Source organism: Haloarchaeobius marinus, from assembly GCF_051207415.1.
In the GTDB taxonomy this organism is placed as follows: Archaea; Halobacteriota; Halobacteria; order Halobacteriales; family Natrialbaceae; genus Haloarchaeobius.
Map to the genome: position 1 here is coordinate 178209 of NZ_JBPKGD010000004.1, position 26550 is coordinate 204758.

Sequence of the window (26550 nt, forward strand, 5' to 3'; positions counted from 1 at the left end):
GTCGGTTACAGCCGGTCCAGTGCCGTCTCGACGGCTCGCTTCGTGTAGCTCTCGAGGAGCTGTGCACGGTAGGACTGGCTCGCCTGGATGTCGTCCATCATCTCCTCGACGGCGATACCGTCCATCGCCTTCTCGCCGGCCGCCGCAGCGGAGATATCGTCCGGGCGCCGCCCTTCGAGCAGCGACTCGACGGCGTCGAGACGCACGGCGTAGTTCTTCGCGCCGTTTGCCGCGACGCCGGCGTCCGACACCGTGCCGTCCGCCGTCTGGATGCGGACCGCGACACCGATCATCGCGTAGCCCGACGACGGGCTCTCCTTCTTCACGTACGCGCTCGTCCCCTCGTCGACCGTCGGAATCGATATCCCCGTCAGTAGCTCGTCGTGCGACAGCGCCGTCATGTAGATGCCGAGGAAGAACTCGTCGGCCGGAATCGAGCGGGTGCCGTCGGGACCCTGGGCGTGAATCGTCGCGTCGGTGGCGAGCATCACCGCCGGCAGGTCCGAGGCGGGGTCGGCGTGGGCGATGTTGCCGCCCACGGTTCCCCGGCTCCGGACCTGTTTGTCCCCGATTTCCGCGGTCGCCTCGGCGAGGAGCGGTGCACCGGCCAGAACGGTCTCGTTGTCGACCACCGTTTCGTACCGCGTACAGGCACCGACTTCGAGCGTCCCGTCACCGGTGTCCACGCCGGATATCGCGTCGATGTCGCCGATGTCGACGACCACGTCCGGCGACGCGAGCCCTGACTTCATCGTCGGAACGAGGCTGTGCCCGCCCGAGAGTACCGCGGGGTTGCTGTCCGCGTGCTCGTCCAGCAGCGACAGTGCCTCCTCGACGGTCTCGGCCCGGTAGTAGTCGAATGGTTCCGGATACATTATCGTCCCCCCTCGTTGCCGTGCATCGCCTGCCACACTCTCTCGTCTGTCATCGGCATCTCGATGTGTTCGACGCCGAACGGTTCCAGCGCGTCCACGATAGCGTTGGCGACCGCCGGCGTCGCGCCGATCGTGCCGGACTCCGCGACGCCTTTCACGCCGAGCGGGTTGTGCGGGCTCGGCGTCTCGGTGGTGTCGAGGGTGAGGTCGGGGAGGAAGCCCGCTTTGGGGACCGTGTAATCCTGCAGCGACCCGCTGATGAGGTTCGCGTTCTCGTCGTAGGCGGCGCCCTCGTAGCGGGCCTGGCCGATTCCCTGCGCGATGCCACCCTGGATCTGTCCCTCGACGATCTGGGGATTTATCTGGACGCCACAGTCGTCCACGGCGTAGAAGTCCCGCAGGTCGACCTCGCCGGTCTCTTCGTCGACCTCCACGACCGCGATGTGGGTGCCGAAGGCCCAGGTGAAGTTCTCCGGGTCGTAGTACGACGTCGCCTCGAGCCCGGGTTCGAGGTCCTCGGGCAGGTCCGTGGCGACTTCGGCCTCCTGGGCGACGGCCTGCAGCGTCAACGAGTGCTCGGGTGCGCCCGCGATGTGGAACTCGCCGTCCTCGAACTCGACGTCTTCGGGGTCGGCTTCGAGCTTGTGGGCTGCAATCTTCTCGGCTTTCCGGATGACCTTGTCGATGCTGAACTTCATCGCGCCGCCGCCGACGGGCGCGCTGCGCGAGCCGACGCTCCCGGACCCGTCGGGGTTGCCGGCCGTGTCTCGACCTTCGATGAGGTCGACGTCCTCGACGTCGACGCCGAGTTTGTCCGCGACGATCTGGCTGTGGGTCGTCTCCACGCCTGTCCCGGGGCTGGACGTCCCGACGTACGCGGTCACTTCGCCGGACCCGTGCACACGAACGATGCTGGACTCCCAGTAGCTCGACTTCACGGCGGCGTCCGGTTGTCCCATCCCGAACAGCTCCGAGAGGCTGGAGGGGGCCAGTCCGCCCGATTCGATGAAACAGGAGATGCCGATGCCGAGGTAGCGGTCCTCCTCCCGGAGGGACGCCTGGCGCTCGCGCAGTCCCTCGTAGTCGGCCATCTCGATGGCTTTCTCGAGTGCGCGCTCGTACTGCCCGCTGTCGTAGACGCTCCCGACAGCCGTCTCGTAGGGGAACTGGTCGGGGGCGACGAAGTGCCGTCTGCGGAACTCGACGGGGTCCTCGCCGAGTTCCCGCGCGGTGAGGTGGACGAGCCGTTCGAGGGTACAGATCGCCTCGGCCCGGCCGACACCACGGTAGACGCCGATGGGGACCCTGTTGGTGTACATCGCGGTGCTGTCGAAGTTGATCGCGGGGATGTCGTACTGGCCGGACAGGAGGAGTCCGAACGTCGTCGACGGGTGGAGACAGCCCTTCGACCCGAGTTCGCCACCGACGTCGGCGGTCGACGCGACGTCCAGTCCGATAATCTGCCCATCGTCGTCGACGGCGACTGCCGCTTCGATGACCTGTCCGCGCCCGTGCTCCGTAGCCTGGAACGCCTCGGACCGCGTCTCGACCCACTTCACGGGGCGTTCGACCTGTTTGGCGCAGAAGGCGGTCACCGCCTCGTCGGGGTAGACCATCGACTTGGCGCCGAACCCGCCTCCGATGTTGGGTGCCTCGACCCTGACTTTCCGCTTCGGGTGGTCGAGGACGGTCGAGATGATCGTCTTGTGGAGGAACGGCTGCTGGCTGGGGACGACGACGTCGAGTTCGTCGGTGTACGGGTCGTAGTCGGCGAGGACGGCCCGTGGCTCGATCGGGTTGGGAACGATTCGCTGGTTCTCGTACTCGAAGCTGACCGTCTGTGCCGCCTCGTCGAACGCCTCCTCGACCGCCTCCTCGTCCCCGATGTCGAAGGTGAACGCGACGTTGTCCGGGCGGTCCTCGTGGATGGTCGGTGCGTCGTCGTCGGACGCCGTCACCGGGTCGAGCACCGGGTCGAGCCGTTCGTACTCCACCTCGACGAGGTCGGCCGCGTGGTGTGCCGCGTAACGGTCCTCCGCGACGACCACCGCGACGGGCATCCCCTGGTACCGCACCTTCTCCTCGGCCAGCAGTGGATACCTCGTTTCGGTGAGCGTCGGGACCCGGTATATCTGCGGGATGTCTGCGGGGAGGTGCGCGAGGTCGTCGGCGGTGTACACCGCGAGGACGTCGTCCTGTGCGGTCGCCTTCTCGGTATCGATGTCCTCGATCCGTGCATGTGCGTACTCGCTCCGGACGAACGAGGCGAACGCCATCCCCGGTCGCTTCATGTCGTCGACGAAGCTCCCGTGCCCGGTGACGAGTTCCAGGTCCTCCCGTCGCGCTCTGGCCTCCCCGATGTGGCCGCGGGACTGCTCACTCATTCCGGTCACCGTCCATCGCTGTTGCCGCGGTTTCGACGGCGTCGATGATGTTTTCGTAGCCGGTACACCGACAGAGGTTCCCCTCCAGCGCTTCGGCGATCTCGTCCCGACTCGGGTCGTCGTTCTCCTCCAGCAGGGCCTTCCCGGCCATTATCATCCCGGGGGTGCAGTAGCCACACTGGAGGCCGTGCTCCTCCCGGAAACTCTCCTGGAGCGGGTGGAGGTCGTCCTGGTCGCCGAGTCCCTCGACGGTCGTTATCTCCGCGCCGTCCGCCTGCACTGCAAAGAGCGTGCAGGATTTGACCGGACTCCCGTCGAGGTGGACTGTACAGGCACCACACATCGTGCTCTGACAGCCGACTTTCGGGCCCGTGTAGTCGAGCTGGTCGCGGAAGGCGTGGATCAAGAGCGTCTCAGAAGTAACTGATAACGTGTGCTCAGTGCCGTTAACCGTCACTGTAATTTCATGTGTTGCCATTATCTCTCACGCAGGGTCTGCTGTATCCTGAAGGCAAGAGCGTAAAAAGATTGCCCCACTACATCTGGCCCTCCCGGGTTCTCTGGCCACGTTCTCGACGGTTCCGGCAGGGTAGTGCGGTGCACGCCCTGCGCTCGCTGTGTGGCGGCCGTACGGCGTACGTTAATTTTATGTTCGCCCGAGGGAGGATACCACTAGGCATGACGAATCGAACACAGCCGGATACGTGGCTTCAGAGAACGGCATCGATCGTGGATGGACGCGAACTGCCACTGCTGTTTCTCGCAATCCTCCTGGTTCCGGCCATCACCGGGAACTTCTCGCTGACCATCTTCGGACTGATTTTCGGAATCTTCGCGATGGGCTATCACATCTCCCTCGGCGAGACGGGGATGTTGACGTTCGGGCACGCCGCCTTCTTCGGCCTCGGCGCGTACGGGTGTGGCATGTTCCTCACCCACGTCGACGTGCCGGCCGGGCTCGGGTTGCTGGGCATCCCGGTAGGCGTTCTCCTCGCACTCGTCGGCGGGTTGTTCATCGGCGCGCTCTCGCTGCGCAGGCGCGGCACCTACCTCGCCCTGATAACGCTCGCGTTCGGCGAGATGATATACTTCATCGTCTTCCAGTGGGAGTCGCTGACGGGCGGTGACGACGGCCTGTACGGGATGTCGACCCCCGGCATCGGGATTCCCGGCGTGTACGTCTTCCAGTTCGAGGACATGCTCGGGGGGCTCGTGACCTCGCGCATGCTGTTTTTCCTCTTCGTCTTCCTCATCTTCGTCGGCGCACTGTACGCGATTCGGCGGCTCAAGCGGTCGAACCTCGGCCACGTCTTCAACGCCATCCGGGAAAACGAGGACCGTGCGAGCTTCCTCGGGTACGACGTCTACCGGTACCGGCTGCTCGCGTTCGTCATAAGTGCCGGCTTCTCGGGCCTCGCGGGCGCTCTGTACCCGACGTTCCTGAACTTCGTCGGACTCGATACGCTCAGCTGGCTGCTCTCCGGCGAGGTGAACTTCTTCATCCTCCTGGGCGGCATCGGCACCTTCGTCGGACCGGTCGTGGGCAGCGTCTCCTACTACTTCATCACCGACTACATCAGTGCGGTGACGGAACACTGGGAGCTGTTCGTCGGCCTCATCTTCATCGGACTCGTGTTGTACCTCCCGGAGGGAATCATCGGGACGGCCAGGGATTACCTGGAGAAACACACGACCTATTCGACCGTGACGGTCCCACCGAAGAGCGACGAGCGGTATTCCGGGTCGGAACAGCGCGGTACGCCCGAAACTCACCCAAACACGGAGACATAACAATGGTATCAGTATCACAGTTCCTGGTGCAGCTGTTGAACGGCCTGTCACTCGCGAGTATCTTCGCGCTGACCGCGATGGGACTGACGATCATCTTCGGACTGATGGGCGTCATCAACATCGCACACGGCGCGTTCTACGCGCTGGGAACGTACATCGGCATCGCAGTCCTCGGGGTGGTCGGCGGCACCGGCGACTTCCTGCTGGCGCTGGTCGTCGCACTCATCGCGACCGGAATCATCGGAATCGGCGTGGAGGTGAGCGTCATCCGCCCGCTGTACGACCGGGACCTGATATCGTCACTCCTGTTGACGTTCGGGCTAATGTTGGTCCTGCACGGGGTCATCAAGTTCGTCTGGGGCGTCGGCAGCCGGTCGGTCACCACGCCGGCGCTGTTCGATTTCACGGTCCCGCTCGGCCTCGTCGACTACCCTGCCTACCGGCTGTTCGTGATAGCCATGGCGGGCATCGTCGCCCTCGCCGTGTGGTTGTTCCTCCAGTTGACGTCGACGGGCATGATCGTCCGTGCCGCCACCGAAAACCGGGACATGGTGAAGGCGCTCGGCATCGACATCGACAGGATCTACACGCTCGTGTTCGCCCTCGGCGTGGGTATCGCCGGACTCGCCGGGATTCTGCACGCACCCATGATCAGCATCTATCCGGAGATGGGGACGGCGATCATCGTCCAGAGTTTCGTGGTGGTCGTCATCGGCGGATTGAACAGCTTCCGCGGGTCGATCGTCGCTGCCGTCCTGGTCGGCATCGCGAGCTCGCTCTCGTATCTCGTCTGGCCCGCAGCGACGGAGGTCGCCATCTTCGTCGTGATGGTCCTGTTCCTCCTCGTGCGGCCACAGGGAATCTACGGGCAGTCGCTGGGCGGCCTGGAGTAGCACCCACCACCGGCCCTCGACCTGTCAGTTCGTCGTCCCCCTGGGGAACTTTATTGTTCGTTCACGGAGAACGCGGTGCCATGCCGGAGTACATTGACCTTGCACAGCCGATATACGACGGTCATCCCGTATACCACACCCACCAGAAGACCGTCGTCTGGACCGATTCCTCCCACGAGGACATCCGCGCCATCCTCGAGCAGGAACTCGGCGAGGAGCCGCCGTTCACCTTCGAGACGCGCGGGTTGCTGCTCTGTGACCACGGACCGACCCACGTAGACGCACCGAAACACTACAGTCCGGAGGGCGACCCGATAAACGAGCTGGCGCTGGAACGGTTCCACACGCCGGGGAAGGCCATCGACGTCTCGCATCGCTCCGCCGGCGAGTACATCACCGTCGACGACCTGGAGGCTGCGTGTGACGAGTACGACGTGACCATCGAGGAGGGGGACACGGTGCTCATCAGGACCGGCCACTACGACGAGACGTACCCCTCCCACGAATACTCCCAGGACTATCCGGGGTTGAACGCCGAGGCAACCCAGTGGCTCATCGACAGGGGCATCGTGAACTTCGGCGTCGACCAGCCGAGTCCGGACACTCCAGCCGACCCCACCTACCCCTGTCACACGCTCTGTCGCGAACACGACCTGCCCCACGTGGAGAACCTGCGGAACGTCGACCGACTGCTGGGCGAGTCGTTCACGTTCATCGGATTCCCGCTGGCGATCCGCGACGGCACCGGGTCGCCGATACGGCCGGTCGCCGTACTCGAGGACTGAAGCCCCGTCGTAGTAGGTTCGAGCGACCGGGGCGTGTAATTCCGGCCCGGGCTACGTAGAGCGGTTCTGTGGGCCGCCGCTTACGCGTCCGGCCACCGCTCGATGTACACCTTCTTGTCGGTGTAGAAGAATATCATGTCCTCGCCCTGCGCGTGCAGGTCGCCGAAGAAGGAATCCTTCTGGCCGCCGAAGTGGAAGAAGGCCATCGGTGCGGAGGTGCCGACGTTCACGCCGAGGTTGCCGACGTCGAGTTCGTGGCGGGCCTTCCGCGCATCCGCCCCGGACCCGGTGAAGAGGCTCGCGGCGTTGCCGAAGTCGGTCCCGTTCGCGACCTCGATGGCCTCGTCGATGTCGCGGGCCGACATGAGGCCCAGCACCGGTCCGAATATCTCCTCCTGAGCGATGACCATATCCTCGGTGACGTCGCCGAACACCACCGGGCCGAGGAAGTTCCCGTCCTCGTAGCCCTCCACCTCGACGTCGCGGCCGTCGTAGAGCACCGTCGCGCCCTCCTGTATGCCCGTCTCGACGTGGTTCCGGACGCTCCGCTCGTGTTCGGGCGTGATGAGCGGGCCGATGGTCGTCCCCTCGTCGAGGCCGTGGCCGACCGTCTGCTCGCTGGCTTTCTCGACGACGAGGTCCGCGAACTCGTCGTAGACCGACTCCTCGACGACAGCGATGTCGTTGGCGAGACACCGCTCGCCGGAGCAGGCGTACGACGAGGAGACCGTCTTCTCGGCGGCGAACTCCAGGTCGGCGGTCTCCGTGACGACGATGTAGTTCTTCGCGCCGCCCTGTGCCTGGACGCGCTTGCCGTGTGCCGCCGCAGTCTCGTAGATGTGCCTGGCGACCGGGGTGCTCCCGACGAAGGAGACGCCCTCGATGCCGTCGGCCTCCAGCAGCGCGTTGACGGTGTCCTTCCCGCCGTTTATCATCTGGACGACGCCATCCGGGAAGTCGGTCTGGTCGAGCAGTTCCATCAGACGCTGGGGGACGAGCGGGTCCTGCTCGCTGGGCTTCAGGATGAAGGTGTTCCCCGTTGCGACGGCGTAGGGGAGGAACCACAGCGGAATCATGCCCGGGAAGTTGAACGGCGTGATCGCTGCGAACACGCCGAGCGGCTGGCGCACCTCGCTCTCGTCGATGGCGGGAGCGGCGTTCAGAAGCGACCCCGATTGCATCATCGACGGGATGCCACACGCGACCTCGACGTTCTCGATGCCGCGGCGCAGTTCGCCCCTGGCCTCCGAGCGCGTCTTGCCGTGGTCCTGGACGAGAATCTCGGCCAGCTCGTCCTGGTGGTCCTCCAGCAGCGTCTTGAACTGGAACAGCGGCTGAATCCGTTCCTCGACCGGCCGGGCGCTCCACTCCTCGAAGGCGGCCTGGCCCCTGTCGATCGCCCGCCGCACGTCGCCGTCCGAACTGAACGGGACGTGCGCCAGATGCTCGCCCGTCGCGGGGTTCACGCTGTCCTGTCCGTCTTCGCCGGTTGGCGTTTCCCACTGCCCGCCGACGTAATTCTGGACGTACCCTTCTTCGGTCAATGTCTCAAGCGAGACCATACCAATCAGGGAATTGCCTCCGTCATAAGTGTTAGTCTCTCCATCCTGCTGCGAGCCCCCTCCTCTCTCCGCACACAGCGGGACCTAGCGCCGTTGACGCACCCAGAGAGTTTCCGGAATAATCGAAACGGAGACGGCGACCCCGGACTACTACATCCGGGAGGTCAGTTCGAGTTCCAGCGCGTTCGTCGTGCCGGAGACGATGTCGGGCAGGTCCTCGGTGAACCGCTCGCCGCTTATCCTGTTTTTCGGCCCCGAGACGACGAGCGACCCGTAGAGCGTCCCCGACGGACAGATGGGGCTCGCGACGGCCCGGAACCCCTCCATCGACTCGCCGTCGTTGAACGCGACGCCGGTCTCGCGGATCTCCTCGAGTTCCGCGATCAACTCGTCGACGTCGGTTATCGTACGGTCGGTCCGCGCCGGGAGGCCGTGGTGGTCGACGATCTCCCGAACCCGCTCGTCGGGAAGTTCCGCGAGAATCGCCTTCCCGGAGGCGATGTCGTGCATCGTCATCCGCAACCCGATGCGCTTGTACGGTTGAATCGCGTGTTCGCCCTCGGCCTTCCGGAGACACACCGCACGCCCGTGCTCCTCGACGACCAGCCACACGATCTCCTTGGTCTCCTCGGCGACCTGCTCGAGGAACGGCGCGCTCACCTCGTACACCAGTTCGTTCTGTTGGGCCGCCACGCCGTGGTCGAGGAACTTGAAACTGAGGAGATACTCGTCGCCGTCCTTGCGCAGGTACTCCCGGTCGACGAGTGTCGTCAGGTACGGGTGGAGCGTGCTGCGGGGCATGTCGAGATGGTCCGCTATCGTCGTAAGCGAGGCCGAGTCGGCGTCAGCCAGTAATTCCACGATGTCGAAAACCGTCTCGGCGGTTTTGACGGACCGTTTTCGCGTATCGTCTCCATCCATTAGCTCGATTACTGTACTCGACGGATTTATTACTTTCGCATATTCCAAAACGGCGTCGGGTGAGCGTATCTCGAATATACTGGCCGATAACTTCATGGTCCACAAGTTTGTCGCCGAGATATACTGGTCTGTTCCGTTCCAGAACAGATTACCGGGAGGTAAGGAGGGAGGCAATACCGTTCGTCGTTTCGAGAGTGACGCGACGGGGTGAGCCGAGGAAGTCGGAAGAACGCACCTGGCCGAATCACCAGAGAGATGGGCGGCGGTCTTCGCGCGCAAGTCGCAGGGCAACAGACGGTCAAAACAGATCGTCCCGGCGGAACCAGCCGAGGGCGGAGTCGGCCACGGGGAGGTGTGGTTTGTTCTCACATACCAAACGGCGCATCTCTGTCGTCCCCATACTGGCGGCTATACGCCCGGAGCAGTTCTGATACCCGTGAGGTCGGACGTCTTCTCACGGACCGGGAGGGGCGCCGGCCCGTTGCGAGTGTCGTGTTCGAGCCGGGTGCCTTACAACTATACTACTGTAACTCACCCCGAGGCTGCCCCGGCGGTGGCTCGGCAGTGCTGGCCGGACACCGTCGTCGAACGCCGGTGTTCGACTGGGTACGGGTCCGGGGCTCGTGGTGGGTCGCCGAGTTGGACTCGTCGTCCCGACCCCGGACAGCAGCATCCTCGCCCGCCCGTGAAGCGGCCTGACACGCGAGACGGCCCGTCTGGTCACTCGCGTGCGCTCGACCGGCAGCCAGCCCTAACCGAGAGCCGACGGTCTACTGGCCGAATCGATCGACGAGAAACACGGCGTCCGAGCGCTCGTGTTTCTCGCTCCCCGTCGTAGCACTCGCTGGGCAGGTCTGTGAGTATCTTGGTCGATGAACTCGACGGCCTGCCCGGTCCTCAAACTGGCTCGACCGTAGTAACCGTTAGAAGTTGTTACTCGTTAGCTGTTGGGGTAGATGATGAATCATCTCGACGAGCCCTCCGTCATAGAACTGCGACGAGGTCTCGGCGACGTGGAGAGCAAGAAGCCGACACAGGGACTGTCAGCTGCGAGCACGTCCAAGAACGGTGTGACGCAGACAGAGTTAGCCAGGTGGTACGACGTTCGGCGGCGAACGATCTACAGTTGGCTCACGCGACTCGTCGGTGTCGAGTCGCGTGAGCAGGCCGTCTTTTACGTTCACAAATTCGGAAGGTGCCAAAAGCTATCGGAGATAATTGCAGATGATTCGAAGCAACTTTTCACGACTCGTCTAAAGAGCTGGATGGAGCGCCGTATTTCCAGGCGTCGGCCGTCACGGACCTGGCGGCCCGTGTCGACCTCGCCTTCGTGACGCTCCCATCGTACTCGCCCGAGTTCAGTCCGGTTGAGGAGTGCTGGAGACAGCTTCAAGCCGTTCTCGACGACCGCTTCTCTGACTCACTCGACGAGCGTGCAGCCGCAACCGATACCGCTCTCGACCAGCGTTCCATCCCGAACCGAGCAATTACTTCTAAGCGGTGCCAGAAACAGTATCACCTCCAGTATATTCTCAGGGAGGGTGACGACGTCCGGACCAACAACGAGAACCCCTTCGGGCTCTGTAAGGTGGCTGGTGGTCGGGAGGTTCTCCCGGACATCCCGGAGGAGGAGGAGCGGGATAGATACCTGAAACCGACATCCAGAACTTCCGGTACGTGGACTGGACCATCATCCCGACGTTGCTGTCCCCTGGATTCGTTCGGCACCAGTTCTCCGGGAGAAACCACCCGTACGTGACCGACCGAGAACGGCTTTTTTGTACGGGTATCCCGTTAGTTACTCCTAATGGATACGTCGAGGGAGAGTTGATTGCGGGTCATCATCGTCGGAGCTGGCGAAGTCGGTTCGAATATCGCAGCCAGTCTCGCCGAGAGTCACGACGTCATCGTCATCGACGTGGACCCCGAGAAGGTCGAGAAACTCACCTACTCGAGTGACGTACTCGCGATAGAGGGTGACGGGACGTCACTGGAGATACTCGAAGACGCTGGTATCGGCGAGGCGGACATGCTCATCGCCAGTACCGACCGTGACGAGACGAATCTAGTCACCTGTGGGACGGCGAAGACCGTGGGTGATATCTTCACCATCGCTCGCGTACGGAGTGCGAACTTCCTCGACACGTGGGCCCAGTCGGAAGGCGCGTTCGGAGTCGATTTCATGGTGTCGACGAACCTCCTGACAGCGAACGACATCGTGCGTGTCGTCGGGCTCCCGGCCGCGGTCGACGTCGACCCGTTCTCGGGTGGACTCGTTCAGATGGCCGAGTTCGAGGTGACTGCAGACAGCGAAATCGCCGGGCGGACCGTCGAGGAAGCCGACAAATTCGAGGCACTGACGTTCGCTGCGCTGGTTCAGAGTGGTGACGTCGTGATCGCCAGCGGACCGACCCAGATCGAAGCCGGGGACAAAGCTATCGTCATCGGCAGTCCGGAAAGCGTTCAGGCGTTCTCGAGAACCGTCGCCCCGGCGAGAACGCCAGCTGAAGCTCGCGATATCGTCATCGTCGGCGGGAGCGATATCGGGCACCATACGGCCAAGCTGCTCGAAGAACGAGGCCTCGAACCGCGCCTGATCGAACAGGATGCGGAACGTGGCAGACAGCTCGCCGAGGACCTCCCGGGGACTATCGTGCTGGAACACGATGCGACGGACGTGGAATTCCTCGTCAGCGAGCACGTCGACCGTGCAGATGCGGTCATCGCAGTAACGGACAGCGACGAGAAGAACCTCCTCGTCTCGCTGCTCGCGAAGAACATCGGCGTTCGACGAACAGTCGCTGTCGTCGAGGAGGGGCAATACGCGAACCTCTTCGAGGCGGTGGGGATCGACGTCGCCATCAATCCGCGTGAGGCGACGGCCGAGGAGATCGTCCGCTTCACACAGGAAGGACAGATCGAGAATCTTTCGCTGATCGAGGGCCGGCAGGCCGAAGTACTGGAGATCGAGGTCGACGAAGAGAGTATACTCACCGGGCGGCCGATCCGGGAGAGTATCGGTGAACTGCCCTCGGAAGTCGTTATCGGGGCGATAACCCGGAATCAGGAGTTCGTCGTTCCCCGCGGTGACACCGTCGTCGAACCCGGCGACCACGTCGTCCTCTTCGTGTCTGCAGACGTACTCTCTGCCGTCATGAACGTCGTATGAGGATTCGAGTCGACTGGCGGATTAGCTGCCGACTGGTCGGAACGATTCTCAAGTGGTTGTGGGTCCCGCTCGTCCTTCCACTCGCACTTGCACTCTACGACGGGACGCCACTGCTGCCCTTCGTCCTGCCGATGCTCGGCACAGCAGCAATCGGCTTCGGACTCGAGCAACTGACGGAAGAACGTGACTTGCGGGCACGAGAAGCGTTCCTGATGGTCTCGCTGACGTGGCTGAGTATCGCACTGGTCGGTGCAGTCCCGTTCGTACTGGCCGGCGATGGAGTGCTCGCAGAGCCCGTGAACGCTCTCTTCGAGAGTATGAGTGGAATCACGACGACTGGGGCGACGGTCATCGTCGACTTCGACCGGCACTCGCGAGCGATCCTCATGTGGCGAGCGGTGCTGCAGTGGATCGGCGGTCTCGGAATCCTCGTTCTGGCGACGGCGATACTCTCTCAACTCTCGGTCGGTGGGGCCCAGCTGATGGAGACCGAGACGCAGACGCGGGACGTCAACAAGCTCACGCCCCGAATCTCCGAAACTGCAGCGCTTCTCTGGAAGCTCTACATCGGCCTGACCGGACTCCAGGTGGCAGTGCTCTACGGCCTGCGCCTCGTCGGATACGCCCCCGAGATGACGTTGTACGACGCTGTGGCTCACGCATTCACGACGATCTCCACGAGCGGGTTCTCCCCACGAGGGGACAGTATCGCCGCGTTCTCCCCCGCCGTCCAGTGGGCAATCATCCCGTTCATGGCGATCGGCGCGACGAGCTTCATCCTGATCTACTTCGTCGTCCACGGGAATTTCGAGCGACTCCGGCGCAGCGACGAGTTCCGATTCTACGTGGGGATTCTGGCGTTCTTCGCACTCGGTGTCGGAGGGATGCTGTTCGTCGACGGCGCACCGTATACAAGTCTCGAAGCGATCGCCCGTCACTCGCTCTTTCAGGTCGTCTCCATCGTGACCACCACTGGCTACGCGAGTACGGATTTCAACCTCTGGTCGTCGGGGGCGAAGCACCTCCTGTTCGTCTGCATGTTCATCGGTGGGATGGCCGGGAGTACGACCTGTTCGATCAAGACGCTCCGCTGGTTGGTCGTCATGAAGGCGTTCCGACGAGACCTGTTCACGGCCTCGAACCCGAGCGCGATTCGACCAGTCCGTCTGAGTGGAACCGTCGTCAACGAGGAGACGGTCCGAGACATCTACGCGTACGCGCTCGTGAGTCTCGTGTTCTTCATCCTCGCCACGATCTTCGTCGTCGTCGACGCGTCTCGCGTTCGGCTGACGGTGACCGAATTCGAGGCGATGAGTGCAGCAGCAGCGACCTTCTTCAACGTCGGGCCGGCATTCGGGATCGCTGGCCCGCTCGAAAGCTACGAGCCGTTCCCGACGTCGACGAAACTCGTGATGACGTTCCTCATGTGGATCGGTCGGATCGAAATCATTCCGGTACTGGTGTTGTTGACACCCTCGTACTGGCGTTCGTAGGAGCGACCACGCGAACCCCCACGGCGTGTCGAGTGCGTAGCGACCGACGAGTGCCGTTCCAACCCAGAGACCATGTCGTGTAGTAGACCAGCAATTGCCCCAACCTGCGAGACGGGAAGCCCCGGCGTCGTCGAGCGACGCCCGAGGGACCGACGGACCCGCTCCGTTCACGGCGTCGTGGACGTCACTGTTCCAGTTCCGGCGTCGAAACAGCGACAGAAGGATAGATTCGAGAGAGTATCGCCGAGTCGACGTCTGTCCCCGAATCGAGTGACAGTCGCTCGCCTCTCGTTACGAGGTCTTCCTCTTCGAGGAGGTCCAGTGCATCCCTGATGCGGGTTTCGATCCGATTCCCACGGCGCTGGTACCCGATCATCCGGGTCGTCTCGAGTACGAGGTCGTCCTCCTCGATCTCACCGCCCTCCTGCAGTATGAGTGCGATCGCTTTCGCTATCTCTTCGATCGGAATCTCGTCGATCGTCCGACTGGCAGACTCCGTATTGACCCGTATTCTGAACTCTAGCTCGTCGAGGGGTGGCCAGAGGAACTCGCCCTGTTCGTAAACCGCGCCACGTTTCTCGAGTTCGTCGAGTCGGTTCCGGAAGATGCGTTGCACTTTCTTGCCGGCACGCGACTGGGCCCAGACGTCGAGATACGTCCGCATCGCGGTGTCGTACTCGATCGGACCGTTCTGGAGAACCGCATCCTGAATCGAGTTCCGGTTCGCCTGGTCCATCCCCTGTACGTCGGGGTCGTACCGGTCGTCCCACTCGAGCGAGGGTTCCTCGTACTCGATTATCTCCTCGTGCTCCGTCTTCGAGCCCACTTCGGTCACTTCGGGTTCGTACGAGGGGACGTCAGCCGGGTCTGACGAGACCTGCTGCCCGTCGAGTAGTGCCTCGACCGTTTCGTCGATCTTGCGGATCTCTCGCTCCTGGTTAGACGTCCAGTCCGGTGACCAGATACGGTGAATCGTCCACCCCAGGTCCTCGAGCACCAATCGCCGGGTCCGCTCCCGGTCTCGTGCCGTCTTCGAGGAGTGATATGCCGCCCCGTCGCACTCGATGCCGAGTACGAACTTCCCGGGCTGGGTCGGGTGCTCTATCGCCAGGTCGATGCTGTAGCTGGAACTCCCGACGTTCGAGACGACGTCGTACCCCTCCGATTCGAGGGCTTCGTACACTGCTTCTTCGAACGGTGCCTCGGAGTCGAGCGCGTCCACACCGTGGTCGTTCCGAACGAGAGACCGGTCCCCGTTCCGCGCGTATTCGAGGTAGTTCTTGAAGTGTGCTGCACCGGTGCTGTTCGACCCGGAGAGGTCGATGTCGCCGGGGAGCATCGAACACACGACCGTTATCTGCTCTTTCGCCCGCGTCACCGCCACGTTGAGACGTCGTTCACCACCGCTCTGGTTGAGTGGACCGAAGTTCGTCGATATCGTTCCATCCTGGTCCGGACCGTACCCGATGCTGAATATCATCCGGTCCCGTTCGTCCCCCTGGACCATCTCGAGGTTCTTCACGAAGAACTCGTCCAGGACGTCGTCTCGACTGACGAACGTATCGAGTGCGGAGCTCTCCTCACGCCGCTCTGCGAGTGCATCCCGGATCGCCTGTTCCTGTGCACTGCTGAAGGCGACGACGCCGAGGCTCCTGTCGCTGTGCTCTTCAGCGTGTTCCTCTATCAGGTCGATGACTCGCTGTGCTTCGACCTCGTTCCGTCTCGACCCACCCCGGTCGTAGACGCCGTCCTCGACGTACTCGAAGGAGACGCCGGTCTCGACGTCGGGTTCGTTCTCCGGGAACGTTCGCAGACCGTCGTTGTAGTAGTGGGAGTTCGAGAACTGGATGAGTTCCTCCGTGCGACTCCGGTAGTGCCAGTGGAGGTTCTTCTCGGGGAGGACCGACGCGGTCTCTTCGAGAATGCTGTCGAGGTCCTCCCGGACGTCCTCCGTCGTTTCGACGTCGGACTGGAAGAACGACGTCGGCGGGAGCTGTTTCGTGTCGCCTGCGATGATGGCCTGGTCCGCTCGAATGAGGCTACTCACGGCATCCTGTGGCATGATCTGTGATGCCTCGTCTAACACGACGGCGTCGAACTGTATCGAGTCCGCTTTGAGGTACTGCGCGACCGACAGCGGACTCATCATGAAGCACGGCGTCAACCTCGTGATGAACGGTCCCGCTTCGTCGAACAACTCACGGAGTGGCTTGTGTCTGCGCTGCTTCTCCGTCTCTCGACGGACGAGTACCTGCTCTGCGCTGGACGCGTGTTCGAGATTCAGCGAGGGGCGACGGTTCGTGACCTCGTGCTGTACCTGAATCTTCGCGAGCTCCTGCTGTTCCTGGTCCAGGCGGCGGAAATCCTCGACGTACCGTTCCATCTCGTCGGCGTTGAACGAGCCGAGTTCCGTCCGCCCGTACACGCTGTCGAGCCACTCCGTGTAGAACCGCTTCTCGAAGGCCGGCACGAGGTGGTCGCTACTGTAGTCTCCCCGGAAGAACCGGTCGACGTACTCCGCACAGACCGTTTCACGGACGGTCTCCAGTTGCGAGGCGAACTGGACACGGCGCTGAAGGGCAGGGACTTCGTCCTGAAGGTCCTGGAGCGTCTCCGACAGTTCCTGGAACGGCGCCCGTCGCAGCGGGGTGCCGTCGACCCGCATCGCTTCGACGTCCATCGCGTTCTCGAAGAACGTGGCAGCGTCGTCGTAGGTCGCCAGTGCTTCGCGTGCTCGAACCAGGAACCGGTCGACACCCGGCAGGGTGCCATCGACGAGAGCTTCGACTATCGGCTCCGTGAGCGTGGACTCGTACTCGTCGAGTCCAGCGACCCAGCCCTGTGCCTGGATGAGTGTCTCCCAGTCCGTATCGCCGCCTTCGTACAGCGGACCGAGGCGCTGTATGACCCCCCGGAAGTCCTCTCTCCGGTCCTCGATGCGCTGCACTTCGGCGAGCTTGCGTGTATCTTCGAGTAGCTGGTCGTGACCCGGGTCGTAGTCCTCCCGGGCGTGATTCGTGACCGTCCGTTTGAGCGACCGATAACTCGGCTTGAGTGCCTTCAGCGCCCCGTATGCCGCGAGTTCGTCGTTGAGTTCGGGTCCGTTCGCAGAGAAGAAGCTACGCCGGTAGTGGTTCGAGAGCTCGTCGATGAGCGACTCGCGCTGTCGTTCCAGTTCTGCGAGTTCCTCGAACCGTCCACCCACCTGTGCGAACGACCCGTCGAAGAACGCTTCCTGCCAGGCGACGTCCGGTCGGTTCGAGACGTGCTCTAGCAATCGAGTACACTCACGGACCGCCGCGAGCGACGTCGGTCGAACTCCCAGTTCGGACTCGAGGTCGCCTGCAAGGTCTCGCAGACCGTCGACGGCGTCGACCTGCCGGTCCAGCGACTGTCGCATCGAGTCGCCCGTATCGACGCCCCATCGGCTGAGCGTCGTGTGTCGCCACGGGCTCGTCTCGTACGTGTCGATCTCTTCGCCGAAGCGCGCGAGCGTCTCTAGCTCGTCGACGGCGCGTTCGAGCGTGTCCTGACCCACGCTCAACGGCTGTTCGATGCCGATTTCGAGCCGTGGTGCGTCAGCGTGTTCGCTCACGATGCCGAACGCCCGATACGCCGTCAGGTCCCATCCGTCCGGTGAGAAGAACAGTTGCTGTTCGTATTTGTTGATAGTGTCTCTCCGGTCACGGAGCTTCCGGAGCCGTTTGGCGCGTTCGTCTGCGGACTCGATCTGCGGTGCTTTCAGCTCGGTTTCGAGGCTTGCGAGTACGTCCCTGTTGTTCGCCTTCTCGCCGTGGACTTCGAGACAGAACCGACCCAGCCCGACGTCGTCGAGCCGGTTCTTGACCACGTCGAGTGCCGCCTGTTTCTCGCTCACGAACAGGACGCGCTCGCCGTCGGCTAACTTCTCCGCGATGATGTTGGAAATCGTCTGGCTCTTCCCCGTGCCGGGTGGTCCCTGGAGGACGAAACTTTTCCCGCGTTTCGCAGCCTCGATGGCCTCCTGTTGACTCGAATCGGCGTCGAGGACCTGGTAGGTGTCGATTGGGTCGACGACGTCGTCGAGTTCCGGCGCTGCTGGTGGCGCGATGTCGCCTTCGGCTTCCCGGAGTGGTCCCATCTCGCCGTTGAGTGCCTGGATGACCGGGTTGTCCTTGATGGCTGCCCTGTTGCGCTCCAGGTCCGAGTAGAGACTGAGCTTGGTGAAGTCGAAGATTCCCAGGACCACGTCCGGTCGAATCGTCCATCCGTCGAATCCACACAGCGTCTCGTACACCGATTCGAACGCTGCGTCGATTCCGTCGAGCGAGAGCGCGTTGTCCGCAGGCAAACTGATTCCCCGCTCGGCCGCGAGCTTCTTGCGGAGCGCGGGGTTCAACCGGAACCCCTCCGCTTTCGGCTTGAGGACGTAGTTGTGTTTCTCCCCGTCCTGAAGCGCCGTCTCCTCCAGTTCGACGGGAGCGAGGAACAGCGGTGAGCGATTCGCGTCGTCGCTGTAATCCACACTGTACCAGCGCAGCATCCCGAGCGACAGGTACAGCGAATCGACCCCCCGCTCCCGAAGGTACTGCTTGTTCTTGAGACCGATACTGTACAGCGAGTCCTCCGTTTCGTCTGGCAAGCGGGTCGACAGTAATTCGTTCGACGAGACGTCGGGTCGCTCGGATTCCTCCTCGTCGGTCGGTCGCTTCCGGATGTAGAGCTCCCCATCTCCGTCGAGTTCGTCGGCGATAGTCGTCGGGTCCGCCTCCTCGAACGGCAGGGACTTCGTCTTCGTCGGCTGGAACGAGACGAGTTTGTTCCGACGGGTCAGGTCGAGCAACTGTGACTTCCACTCGTCTATCTTTCTGTCTAGCGAGTCGCCGGCTGGTGCGGCGTCTTCGGTAACCGTCTCTTCGTCCCTGTACTCCGTGATCGGGTCGACGTCCTGGTCCCAGAATATCGTCTGTTCCGGGGCTGAACTGTCCTCGTCGGCACCGGGGTCTGATTCCGTCCCGACGGTGGAATCCGACCTCGACGGATGGGCTTCTTCACGGGACGATGAGTCGGGCTCCACGAGGGCTTCGGCCTCGTCACTCGCCCAGACGAGACGGTCTCCATCACGGAAGTGGTAGTCCGCGAGCTCGGACTGCAAGTACCTCCGAACGTCCCGTTCGGACGAGAACGCCCACTGGTCCTGTAGCTCTGCGTCCGTCGTCGGTTGTAGCCGTGCGAGGTCGAGGATACGCTCCAGCTTCGTCACTGCTTCCTCCTCGTCGCCCAGCACGAGTCCCGTCTCGTCTTCCTCGACCGCTATCCGGTCTGTGACTGGCTCCTCGGTCTCGTCGCTGTGTTCCCACGCGTACTCCTCCCACTCGCCCAAGATGGTATCCACGTCTCCCGCATCGGCCTGAACAGCGTCGTGGAGTGCGGTCAGGTCGTTCCGGTCGATGGTCTCTCTGTCCCAGTCGTACTCCCCGTCAGCGTCGAGCGAGTCGACGAACCGGGCCCCCTCCTCCAGGAGCGTTCCGACGACGCCGCCGTCCATCGACTCTGCCATCGCGAATCCGGGTAGCTTCTCGAAGCGCCGTCCGAGCGAACAGAAGCCTGCCGCCTGCTCGATGAGCTGCAGTCCGTCCTCTCGTGGAACAGCCGCCGCTTCGGTCGGGGGGACGCCAGCGACGTTGTAGAACATCGCATGCTTGGGCGTATCGGCAGGGTTGCGAAGCACACGGCCGATACGCTGCACGAGTTCCTGATTGACCCCGCCGGTGGCCATGTTGACCGCCACCGACGCGTGCTGCATGTCGACGCCTTCACCGAGCAGGTCACCGGTTCCGACGAGGACGCCAGCACGTTCGGGTTCGTCGAATTCGTCGATGGTTTCGCGCTGTTCCTCCCGGCTCTGTGAACCGGACACGAGATACACCGAGGACGGATTCGCGACGACGTCGGTGAGCCGTGACTCCAGTTCCTCGACCTGTGCGTTGCTGTCCGCGAGAACGACCACGTTCTCCGTCGTGTGGTGTTCGACGACGAGGTCGGTCACCGCCTCCAGCACCGGCGAGAGGTTCCACTGCTTCGTCCGCCTCGAAAACAGGCGAGTCACCAGGTCTCGAAAGGCATCGTCCCGTTGCTTCAGTGAGTTCCCCTCCTTCGTGTGGGAGAACCGACGGACGTCCTCGTACGTCCGGAGTCGGCGTTCGGTATCGAGAGACAGTTCACCTCGCGTGATGCGCTCCCGGAAGTCACGGAACGACCGCTCGGCTCGCTCCGCGGTCGTCTCCAGGTCGTCGCCGACGACGTCGTACGGGGCATAGTGAACCTCCCAGTCGAACGAGGGGATGACGCCGTCCGCCCTCGCGTCCGTGATGGTGTATCGTTTCAGCTCCGGCCCGATGCTGTTCGAGAGGCGTTCCTTGATGCGTCCGCTGTCGCTCCCCGCGTCGTCGACGGAGCCGGACATGGCCAGTACGTCGCCGTCGAACTCGTCGAGGAGTGACCCCCACTCGCTCCCGGTCGCGTAATGGTGGGCCTCGTCGAGAAGGACCAGGTCGTACGCGATCCGTTCCTCGTTCACCAGTGACTGGGGAGTCCGGAAGTGAACCGTCCCCCACTCCAGCGTGATATCGTCGCTCCCGGTCGTTCGCTCTCGAGGGATGTTCAGGTGCCTCTCGAACTCTCGGCGCCACTGCTCGAGAATCAGGTCGCTATGGGCGACGACGAGAACGTCGTCGCTGCCGTTCGAACCCGGGTGTTCGCCCACTCCACCGATGGACTGGTCGTCCGGATGTAACTCGCCGTACTGGAGCGCTATCGCGCCGAGACCGAGAACGGTCTTCCCGGTCGCCGTCGCCATGTCCACGTAGCCACGCCTGTCGTGTTCCCACCACTGTTGCAGCGCATCGCGCTGGTGCTCCCACAACGGCGTCATCAGCTGGGGTTCGTCCAGGAGCGCGAGCAACCCCCGCGATGCGCTGTCCTCGAATTCGGTCAGCAGCAAATCGACGTTCGACGCGATGGCCCCGTCGTCGAATAGCTGCGTCGTGATGTCGGACACCGTCGCACCGGACAGGTCGAACGAGACGCTCAGATCCGCTCCGACGTGCCGAGTGAGGAGCTTCTCGACCACCGCCTCGGTCGCCTTCTCGACGTCGTCGATACCGAGGTCCGTCGTCGAGATGTCGTAACTGAGCTCGTTGAGCTGGTACGCGAGGAGGCCGAGCTTCTCGTCGCTGACCTCCTCCTCCAGAACTGCAGGGAGGTCGGCGTAGCGTCCCGCCGTCTGCTTCAATCCACGCCGATAGTAGGTTCCCAGCTCCCGCCCGAAATCGTCCTTCGAGAGTACGAGATCGTCGATCTGGATGCCAGACCGGATGTCCTTCGCGGTTTCGTCGATGTAGGGTGACCACTCCGTCTTCGGTCGTTTGCGGAGGAACTCGTCGTGATATTTCTCACCTGCCGACTGGATTTCTATCGCCCGGTCGTCCACGATATCGTCTATTTTACGTCCCATAGTGATGCCCGAGAGGAGTCCTGTCTGACATAGGTAATTCGTAACGCGTTATGTAAGTTTCGCTGACAGCAACGGGCGCGTCCTGCCGTCGTTCCACGTGGATGCCGACGACGACAGAGAGGGGTGAGCAGAGAGGAGGTCGTGAGTCCCGAAGACGGGGTCTCCCCATCCATGGCTCCGAATCGGCTGCGGTGGAGAGAGGAGCATCGCGGTATACGCCCGTGACTGAAACCGCGAAGGTACTCCTGGTCACGGTCGATGTCGACGCGAACTCGAACGGAGCGGGACCCGGAGTGATTCAGCAGTTCGAGGACGGCGAGTCCGTCGACCAGCCTGCGACCGTACGCTTCCCTCCACCGTCTCCGGAGCACCGTCCGCTCACTCGGTGGGTAACTCCTCGAACGCGTCTGCGATGGCGAGGTCACACTCCAGCTTTGGCTCCAGAGTCGTGCTCCGACAGTCGAGCTTCAGGCGCTCGCGCTGCCAATCGAGTCCGTCCTTTCCGCGCCAGACGCCGTGCACTGTCACGCCAGGGAGTTCGACGACGCCGAACAGCAGCGTCAGCAGGTAGAGCAAGGTTTCGACCTCGCGCCACGTCGCGGTCGTCTTCCGCGGGAGGTCCCGGGGAAGCTCGACGTGCTGGGCGAGTATCGTGTGGCCGCGAGCGCGCTCGACGAACGTGCGGTCGTTGCTGAACAGGAGGACCTGGCCGCGCGAGTCAGACTGCCACTCGTCGTACGCCTCGATTATCGCCTCGTCGCCGCGTTCGCACTCGACCTCCTCGGCCTGCTGGATGTCCCTGACGTCCCGGTAGGCGAGCAGGCCGAGTCGACTGATCCGTCTGGAGCCGACCGGCTGGTTCCAGTACTCCTCGAACGCCGGGCCCCAGGCGTCGACGTACGGGTCGGTGTCGTGGCACTTGACGTCCCTCCTCCGATATTTCGTCGCCAGCGTCGGCGCCGGGTTCCTCTTGCTCGCCTGGGTGATGAGTCGGCGACGGCGGATCGCCGGGCTCGTGGTCGTTCTCGGGTTGACAATGTTCGTCGTCGGCGTCTACGGTGGCGCCGTCGGCTGTAACGACCTGGGATACCCACCGGATGCGGACACGGTATCACGTACGACTGGGTGGCGAACCAGTTGAAGTTCGGAGACCACACGGATCGCATCGACTACCGATGTCGAGCGACACCGTATCGAGGTGTGGTACTCGGCGGCTATCTGCTGTCGACCGGGGGGACGCTCCTGTTTCTCGACGATAGCCCGACGGTGTGAGATGTTCTCCCTGATGGCCGTCTCGGAATTGTAAGGACAGTGATTGGCTCGGAGTTTGCTGAACGAGCGCCCGTACGCAGCACAGACGGATTCGTGATGAGGCGAACTCGTGCTGAACGGTCTCGTTTAAATCAACGGTTGGTGACACGGCTTGCTGGCCGTGCTGAAGAGAGGGCACACGGTCAGCAGGCTGGCAGTCGGAGGGACAACTCGGTCAACAAGGGCTCAGCAGACGGAGTGGTGCACGTCGATCGACGGTTCTCCGCTCTCGTCCTCGTGTATCATGTACGTCGGGTCTCCGACACACTGATTCGTGGCTATCCCCTCCTCTCTCGTTACGTTCCCGACGGTGATTACGGCCGCAAAGGCTTCGCTTCCGTCGGGGTCACCGATGGCCGTGTCGTACACCTGCTTCGAAGCATCCGGTTCGAGGAGATAGCTCTCGTTCTGTACCGTTTCACCCGACATCCTGATACGGACCTGGACGGTGACGGGTCGGTCCAGAGCGTTCTCGATGGAGACGGTCTTCGGGTCGTGGGTGTTCTCCGCTCGTTCGACCCAGTCCTCCGTCGCTGTCGACGTCGGTGAAGACGACGAAATCCCGCTCGTTCCTCCCGAGGTACACCCTGCGAGAACCACGGCTATCACGACTACCAACGACCACCGATTCGGAAATGTGACCACGGTTACGACTACACTCCAGCCACTCGGACGAGTGTCTTGTGGTCAGTCGTCGATTTCGGGTTCCAGCGACGCTCGATCGTTCGGTTCGACCTGTCCGGTGACGGCCGTCCTCCGTCCCGGCGGGTATCTGCCCGGGGACAGCGACCGCGGGCGGGACACTGGCCAACAGTGATGGGTACAGAACACGAGTAATCCCTCGTGACCGCAATGTCCAGCCAGGGGGTCGCAGCCGATGCACGACGAGCACGCCGCATCGCCCACGAACGACCGCTACCATCGAGGACCCGTGACCGACTCCGATAGAGACGCCGAGCCGGGCGAGGATGCGTTCGATATCGTCGCTGCCGCGAACGAGAACCTGCGGCGTGCCTTCGGCATGCTAGCAGCCGAAGCCCGGTCCGGCGAGTCTCGACAGTTCGGGCCACTCACGGTGGCCGCTGCCGGGGTTCCAGCACCGATTTTCAATCGAGTGTTCGTCTTCGACGTCCCGCCCGTCGGTGAGCTGTCGGCGGCGGTCGCGTGGCTGGCCGAGCGTGACGTGCCGTTCTGGGTCACCGTGACCGACCCTGCGGTCGAGGCCGTCGAGACCCACCGTGCCGACCTCGACCTCGTGAAGGCCGCCGAGCAACCGGGGATGGCGATGGCCCCACTCGACGAGATACCACCCCGTGACCCTGTCGCCGAGTTCGCCGAGGTGACCGACCCGGCGGAACGCGACGAGTTCAGCACGGTTACGGCGTCGGCCTTCGGGTGGCCGCGGGACGTCGTAGCGCAGGTCGACCGGGCCGCGCTGGCGGCAGACGACATCCGTCTGTTCCTCGGCAGAGTGGACGGCCAGCCCGCTGCGAGCGGGCTCTTGATACAGAGCGGGCACGTGGCCGGTGTCTACACCATCGGCGTGGTCGAGGAGCTCCGTCGACGGGGAATCGGGGAAGCGATGACCTGGGAGGTGCTCCGTGCTGGACGCGAGGCTGGCTGCCAGGTGGGCGTGTTGCAATCGTCCGAGATGGGCGCGCCACTCTACGAGGGGATGGGATTCGAGACGGTCGTCACCTACCACCACTTCGAACCGGCCACCGACGGTGGCGTGTACTGACCTGGTGGTCAGCGGTTGCTGTCCTGGACGACCTCGTAGAAGCTCACGAGTTCGGCGCGGTGGCCCGCCGGGATGGTGAACTGGCCGTCGGAGAACCCGTCGGGGTAGTGCCACTGGCTACGCCAGGTGTGCAGGCCGGGCTGTTTCGGGGGTGTGGTGTACTTCCAGGACGAGACCCACCCGGTCCGGTCGTCGTCACGAAAGTAGGGCTCGGTGTAGCGCTCGTCGGCGTCCGGCACCGGCTCGCCGTCGATCCACGCCGAGTACTCCTTGGCGTCGAGCCACCGCTGGACGTCTTCGCGCGTCGAATCGCCACCTTCGCCATCGATCCACCCGACCGTGTGTTTCACCCAGTCGCCCATCGAGACCTCGAGCGGGTCCTCCCGCGACCCGAACACGTGGACCCGCGACACCGGGACGTTCCCGTTCGGCAGTTCCCCGTCGTCACGCGCAGCCACGGTCCCACTGAGTACGATTCCTCCCCCTGCGAGGGCACCACCTCGCTTCAGAAGTTGTCTCCGGAACATCGATTCAGGGGTCGAGTGGCGCAGTCATTAACCTTGGGGCCCTAACATGTTGAGCGCGTGAGTTCGTGCACCGCTGGTACCGGTTCGGCACCAGCGTGGACCGAGACGAACGCTGCGCCGAGTACAGGCTCAGCGTCAGCTCGAGGCCCGAGTCTGCTGGCCCCGACCGCCACGGTCGGCCAGCCAGCCACCGATTCTCCCTCCGAGTTCACCGATGAGCGCGGCCAGCCCGAACCCGACCAATGTAATCCCGAACGCCACCCCGACGCCCACCACCGTGAACCACCGTGGATTGGGCATTCCGATCACGACAGGTAGGATGTCGATCAGCATCCAGAGCACTGGCAGCCCACCGAGCAGACCGGTCCGGGCACCGACCCCGCGACCGTCGCCGACCCTGCGTTTCGCCAGATAGCCAGCGAGGAGGCCGCCAAAGAGCACCGGAGTGAGTGATATTTCGGACCCCGACTGCCAGTAGCTCGTCGCCGTGAACGGGATGGACGCCAGCCCGCCGACGAGGGCGTACTTCCACTTGTCGTTCGTCGATCGCGGGGGGACCTCGCTGGGCGGCATAGAAGCACGATTGTCGTTCGAAGGACATGTACGTTTCCCTTCACACGAGTCGTCCGCTGTCTGCAGTACACCTGTGCTGACAGCAACTGGGCAGATTCCAGGAACGTGCCGCATACAGAGCGTGCACCTGGTACTGACCGCCCGTCAGCGGGGGTGCAGCGGGTTTGGATGGCACAGTGAACCGGGACGGCCGGTCGAACGTTCGTTGCGACCGCAACGGTAATGACGACACAGCGACCGTTTCTGGCATGGAACTCCTCGCTCTGTTCATTATGGGGTTCGTGTCCGTCGTACTGCTGGTTGCCCTGGCAAGCGTCCATATCGGGTTCGAGCTCGAACTCACCGGTCTCCTCGGCACAGACGAGCGCTGGGAGACCCCGCCGATAGGGGACAGCCAGTCAGGTTCCGAGGACGAGAAGCAGTAGGGCCACCATCTCGGTCGACCAGCGTCTTCACCGCTCGTGAAAAGAGGGAGACGGGCCGTCTGTCGGGTTCGTCAGCTGTATGCAGCACGCGATTTCCGTCACCTGGCGAGAGGTTCGACGAGGCCGTACGTTTCACGATCGGATTTTCGTCCCGATTCTCCCGTAACCTAGTCTGGTTTCCTGATGAAACAACGCTCAGCGCGCGGGGTATCAGGACTCCTCGACGTACTGCTGAATTGCAAAGTCATCGGGACGTTCGGGGCTCACCCCGTGAAGCAGTGGCTCGAAATCACCGTTTTCGTCCGGGTCTTCCAAGATGTCCTCCATCATCGCGTCTTCGACATCGTGTAATGGGTGTGTCGAGGCACGTCGAGCTTCGATGAGTTGTTCCATCGAGTCCGCTTCGAGATACCAGACGAAGTAGTCCCCATCCTCAGCGTGTTCAATAAACAACGATATCGTGTGGAGGCTTTCCGCTGACCAGATGTCTTGGACACCTTGGCTGTCCGCCTCTGCTTCGGCCTCCATCTTTGTAATCCACTCTCGGAGGCGCTCGGTCTTACCGGGGCGGATCTTCTGCTTTCGAATGAACGTATCAGCCATCA

Annotated in this window: 18 protein-coding genes and 1 pseudogene; 8 read left to right on the forward strand and 11 right to left on the reverse strand. The window is 63.1% G+C overall.

Annotation, left to right across the window (positions count from 1 at the left end):
• Positions 1–5 precede the first annotated feature (5 nt).
• From ACSC1W_RS15820 to ACSC1W_RS15830, 3 genes are read right to left on the reverse strand one after another with little or no spacing between them, the layout of a single operon-like run.
• Positions 6–875, reverse strand: a complete 870-nt coding sequence (locus tag ACSC1W_RS15820; protein WP_435348543.1) for an FAD binding domain-containing protein — start codon at positions 873–875, stop codon at positions 6–8.
• On the reverse strand, positions 875–3259 hold the full coding sequence (locus ACSC1W_RS15825) for a xanthine dehydrogenase family protein molybdopterin-binding subunit (RefSeq protein WP_435348544.1): 2385 nt from the start codon (positions 3257–3259) through the stop codon (positions 875–877). Before ACSC1W_RS15825 ends, ACSC1W_RS15820 begins: the two co-directional genes overlap by 1 nt.
• Positions 3252–3737 (reverse strand): (2Fe-2S)-binding protein, encoded by a 486-nt coding sequence (locus ACSC1W_RS15830; RefSeq protein ID WP_435348545.1) that lies wholly within the window; start codon positions 3735–3737, stop codon positions 3252–3254. The genes ACSC1W_RS15825 and ACSC1W_RS15830 overlap by 8 nt, the downstream gene beginning before the upstream one ends.
• 251 nt (positions 3738–3988) lie before the next feature.
• Here ACSC1W_RS15830 and ACSC1W_RS15835 point away from each other — a divergent pair, with 251 nt between their 5' ends.
• The 3 genes from ACSC1W_RS15835 to ACSC1W_RS15845 all read left to right on the forward strand — a co-directional run bounded on the left by ACSC1W_RS15835 (position 3989) and on the right by ACSC1W_RS15845 (position 6728).
• On the forward strand, positions 3989–5050 hold the full coding sequence (locus ACSC1W_RS15835; protein WP_435348546.1) for a branched-chain amino acid ABC transporter permease: 1062 nt from the start codon (positions 3989–3991) through the stop codon (positions 5048–5050).
• 2 nt (positions 5051–5052) lie between these two features.
• Positions 5053–5943, forward strand: coding sequence for a branched-chain amino acid ABC transporter permease (locus ACSC1W_RS15840; RefSeq protein ID WP_435348547.1), 891 nt, complete (start codon positions 5053–5055; stop codon positions 5941–5943).
• 80 nt (positions 5944–6023) lie between these two features.
• Positions 6024–6728 carry a cyclase family protein gene (locus ACSC1W_RS15845; protein ID WP_435348548.1) on the forward strand — a complete coding sequence of 235 codons (705 nt, stop codon included), beginning with the start codon at positions 6024–6026 and terminating at the stop codon, positions 6726–6728.
• A gap of 80 nt (positions 6729–6808) precedes the next feature.
• Here ACSC1W_RS15845 and ACSC1W_RS15850 read toward each other — a convergent pair whose 3' ends face one another.
• A complete protein-coding gene (locus ACSC1W_RS15850) occupies positions 6809–8290 on the reverse strand; it encodes a CoA-acylating methylmalonate-semialdehyde dehydrogenase (RefSeq protein WP_435348549.1) in 1482 nt (493 codons plus the stop codon).
• Between the two features lie 150 nt (positions 8291–8440).
• The gene (locus tag ACSC1W_RS15855) at positions 8441–9211 is read right to left on the reverse strand and encodes an IclR family transcriptional regulator (protein WP_435348550.1); all 771 of its coding nucleotides are present in this window, start codon (positions 9209–9211) and stop codon (positions 8441–8443) included.
• A gap of 959 nt (positions 9212–10170) precedes the next feature.
• Here ACSC1W_RS15855 and ACSC1W_RS15860 point away from each other — a divergent pair.
• The 3 genes and pseudogenes from ACSC1W_RS15860 (at position 10171) to ACSC1W_RS15870 (ending at position 13873) form a co-directional block, all read left to right on the forward strand.
• A pseudogene (locus tag ACSC1W_RS15860) lies at positions 10171–10708 on the forward strand (transposase).
• A gap of 334 nt (positions 10709–11042) precedes the next feature.
• Positions 11043–12380, forward strand: a complete 1338-nt coding sequence (gene trkA / locus ACSC1W_RS15865) for a Trk system potassium transporter TrkA (RefSeq protein WP_435348551.1) — start codon at positions 11043–11045, stop codon at positions 12378–12380.
• Positions 12377–13873: a TrkH family potassium uptake protein gene (locus ACSC1W_RS15870; protein ID WP_435348553.1), complete on the forward strand. Its 1497-nt coding sequence runs from the start codon at positions 12377–12379 to the stop codon at positions 13871–13873. Before trkA ends, ACSC1W_RS15870 begins: the two co-directional genes overlap by 4 nt.
• A gap of 184 nt (positions 13874–14057) precedes the next feature.
• Here ACSC1W_RS15870 and ACSC1W_RS15875 read toward each other — a convergent pair whose 3' ends face one another.
• From ACSC1W_RS15875 to ACSC1W_RS15885, 3 genes are all read right to left on the reverse strand, one after another.
• Entirely contained in the window at positions 14058–21368 is a 7311-nt protein-coding gene (locus ACSC1W_RS15875) for a DUF5797 family protein (protein ID WP_435348555.1), read from the reverse strand.
• Positions 21369–21746: 378 nt separating this feature from the next.
• Positions 21747–21944, reverse strand: coding sequence for a hypothetical protein (locus ACSC1W_RS15880; protein ID WP_435348556.1), 198 nt, complete (start codon positions 21942–21944; stop codon positions 21747–21749).
• Positions 21945–22865: 921 nt separating this feature from the next.
• Entirely contained in the window at positions 22866–23288 is a 423-nt protein-coding gene (locus ACSC1W_RS15885) for a hypothetical protein (RefSeq protein ID WP_435348557.1), read from the reverse strand.
• Positions 23289–23556: 268 nt separating this feature from the next.
• Between ACSC1W_RS15885 and ACSC1W_RS15890 the strand changes: the two genes are divergently transcribed.
• Positions 23557–24420, forward strand: coding sequence for a GNAT family N-acetyltransferase (locus ACSC1W_RS15890; RefSeq protein WP_435348558.1), 864 nt, complete (start codon positions 23557–23559; stop codon positions 24418–24420).
• 8 nt (positions 24421–24428) lie between these two features.
• On the opposite strand, the gene ACSC1W_RS15895 is transcribed toward ACSC1W_RS15890, so the two are convergent.
• On the reverse strand, positions 24429–24947 hold the full coding sequence (locus tag ACSC1W_RS15895) for a hypothetical protein (protein WP_435348559.1): 519 nt from the start codon (positions 24945–24947) through the stop codon (positions 24429–24431).
• A gap of 135 nt (positions 24948–25082) precedes the next feature.
• Positions 25083–25520, reverse strand: a complete 438-nt coding sequence (locus tag ACSC1W_RS15900; protein ID WP_435348560.1) for a DUF5518 domain-containing protein — start codon at positions 25518–25520, stop codon at positions 25083–25085.
• A 248-nt stretch (positions 25521–25768) separates the two neighbouring features.
• Between ACSC1W_RS15900 and ACSC1W_RS15905 the strand changes: the two genes are divergently transcribed.
• Positions 25769–25945: a hypothetical protein gene (locus tag ACSC1W_RS15905; protein WP_435348561.1), complete on the forward strand. Its 177-nt coding sequence runs from the start codon at positions 25769–25771 to the stop codon at positions 25943–25945.
• A gap of 210 nt (positions 25946–26155) precedes the next feature.
• Here ACSC1W_RS15905 and ACSC1W_RS15910 read toward each other — a convergent pair whose 3' ends face one another.
• The gene (locus ACSC1W_RS15910; RefSeq protein WP_435348563.1) at positions 26156–26548 is read right to left on the reverse strand and encodes a DUF6176 family protein; all 393 of its coding nucleotides are present in this window, start codon (positions 26546–26548) and stop codon (positions 26156–26158) included.
• Positions 26549–26550 lie beyond the last annotated feature (2 nt).

Coding starts and splice junctions, on each gene's coding strand:
- ACSC1W_RS15850 (WP_435348549.1), bottom strand. CDS start 8,290: ATGGTCTCGCTTGAGACATTGACCGAAGAAGGGTACGTCCAGAATTAC.
- ACSC1W_RS15910 (WP_435348563.1), bottom strand. CDS start 26,548: ATGGCTGATACGTTCATTCGAAAGCAGAAGATCCGCCCCGGTAAGACC.
- ACSC1W_RS15905 (WP_435348561.1), top strand. CDS start 25,769: ATGGAACTCCTCGCTCTGTTCATTATGGGGTTCGTGTCCGTCGTACTG.
- ACSC1W_RS15870 (WP_435348553.1), top strand. CDS start 12,377: ATGAGGATTCGAGTCGACTGGCGGATTAGCTGCCGACTGGTCGGAACG.
- ACSC1W_RS15855 (WP_435348550.1), bottom strand. CDS start 9,211: ATGGATGGAGACGATACGCGAAAACGGTCCGTCAAAACCGCCGAGACG.
- ACSC1W_RS15875 (WP_435348555.1), bottom strand. CDS start 21,368: ATGGGACGTAAAATAGACGATATCGTGGACGACCGGGCGATAGAAATC.
- ACSC1W_RS15825 (WP_435348544.1), bottom strand. CDS start 3,259: ATGAGTGAGCAGTCCCGCGGCCACATCGGGGAGGCCAGAGCGCGACGG.
- ACSC1W_RS15845 (WP_435348548.1), top strand. CDS start 6,024: ATGCCGGAGTACATTGACCTTGCACAGCCGATATACGACGGTCATCCC.
- ACSC1W_RS15890 (WP_435348558.1), top strand. CDS start 23,557: ATGCACGACGAGCACGCCGCATCGCCCACGAACGACCGCTACCATCGA.
- ACSC1W_RS15820 (WP_435348543.1), bottom strand. CDS start 875: ATGTATCCGGAACCATTCGACTACTACCGGGCCGAGACCGTCGAGGAG.
- ACSC1W_RS15830 (WP_435348545.1), bottom strand. CDS start 3,737: ATGGCAACACATGAAATTACAGTGACGGTTAACGGCACTGAGCACACG.
- ACSC1W_RS15900 (WP_435348560.1), bottom strand. CDS start 25,520: ATGCCGCCCAGCGAGGTCCCCCCGCGATCGACGAACGACAAGTGGAAG.
- ACSC1W_RS15840 (WP_435348547.1), top strand. CDS start 5,053: ATGGTATCAGTATCACAGTTCCTGGTGCAGCTGTTGAACGGCCTGTCA.
- ACSC1W_RS15895 (WP_435348559.1), bottom strand. CDS start 24,947: ATGTTCCGGAGACAACTTCTGAAGCGAGGTGGTGCCCTCGCAGGGGGA.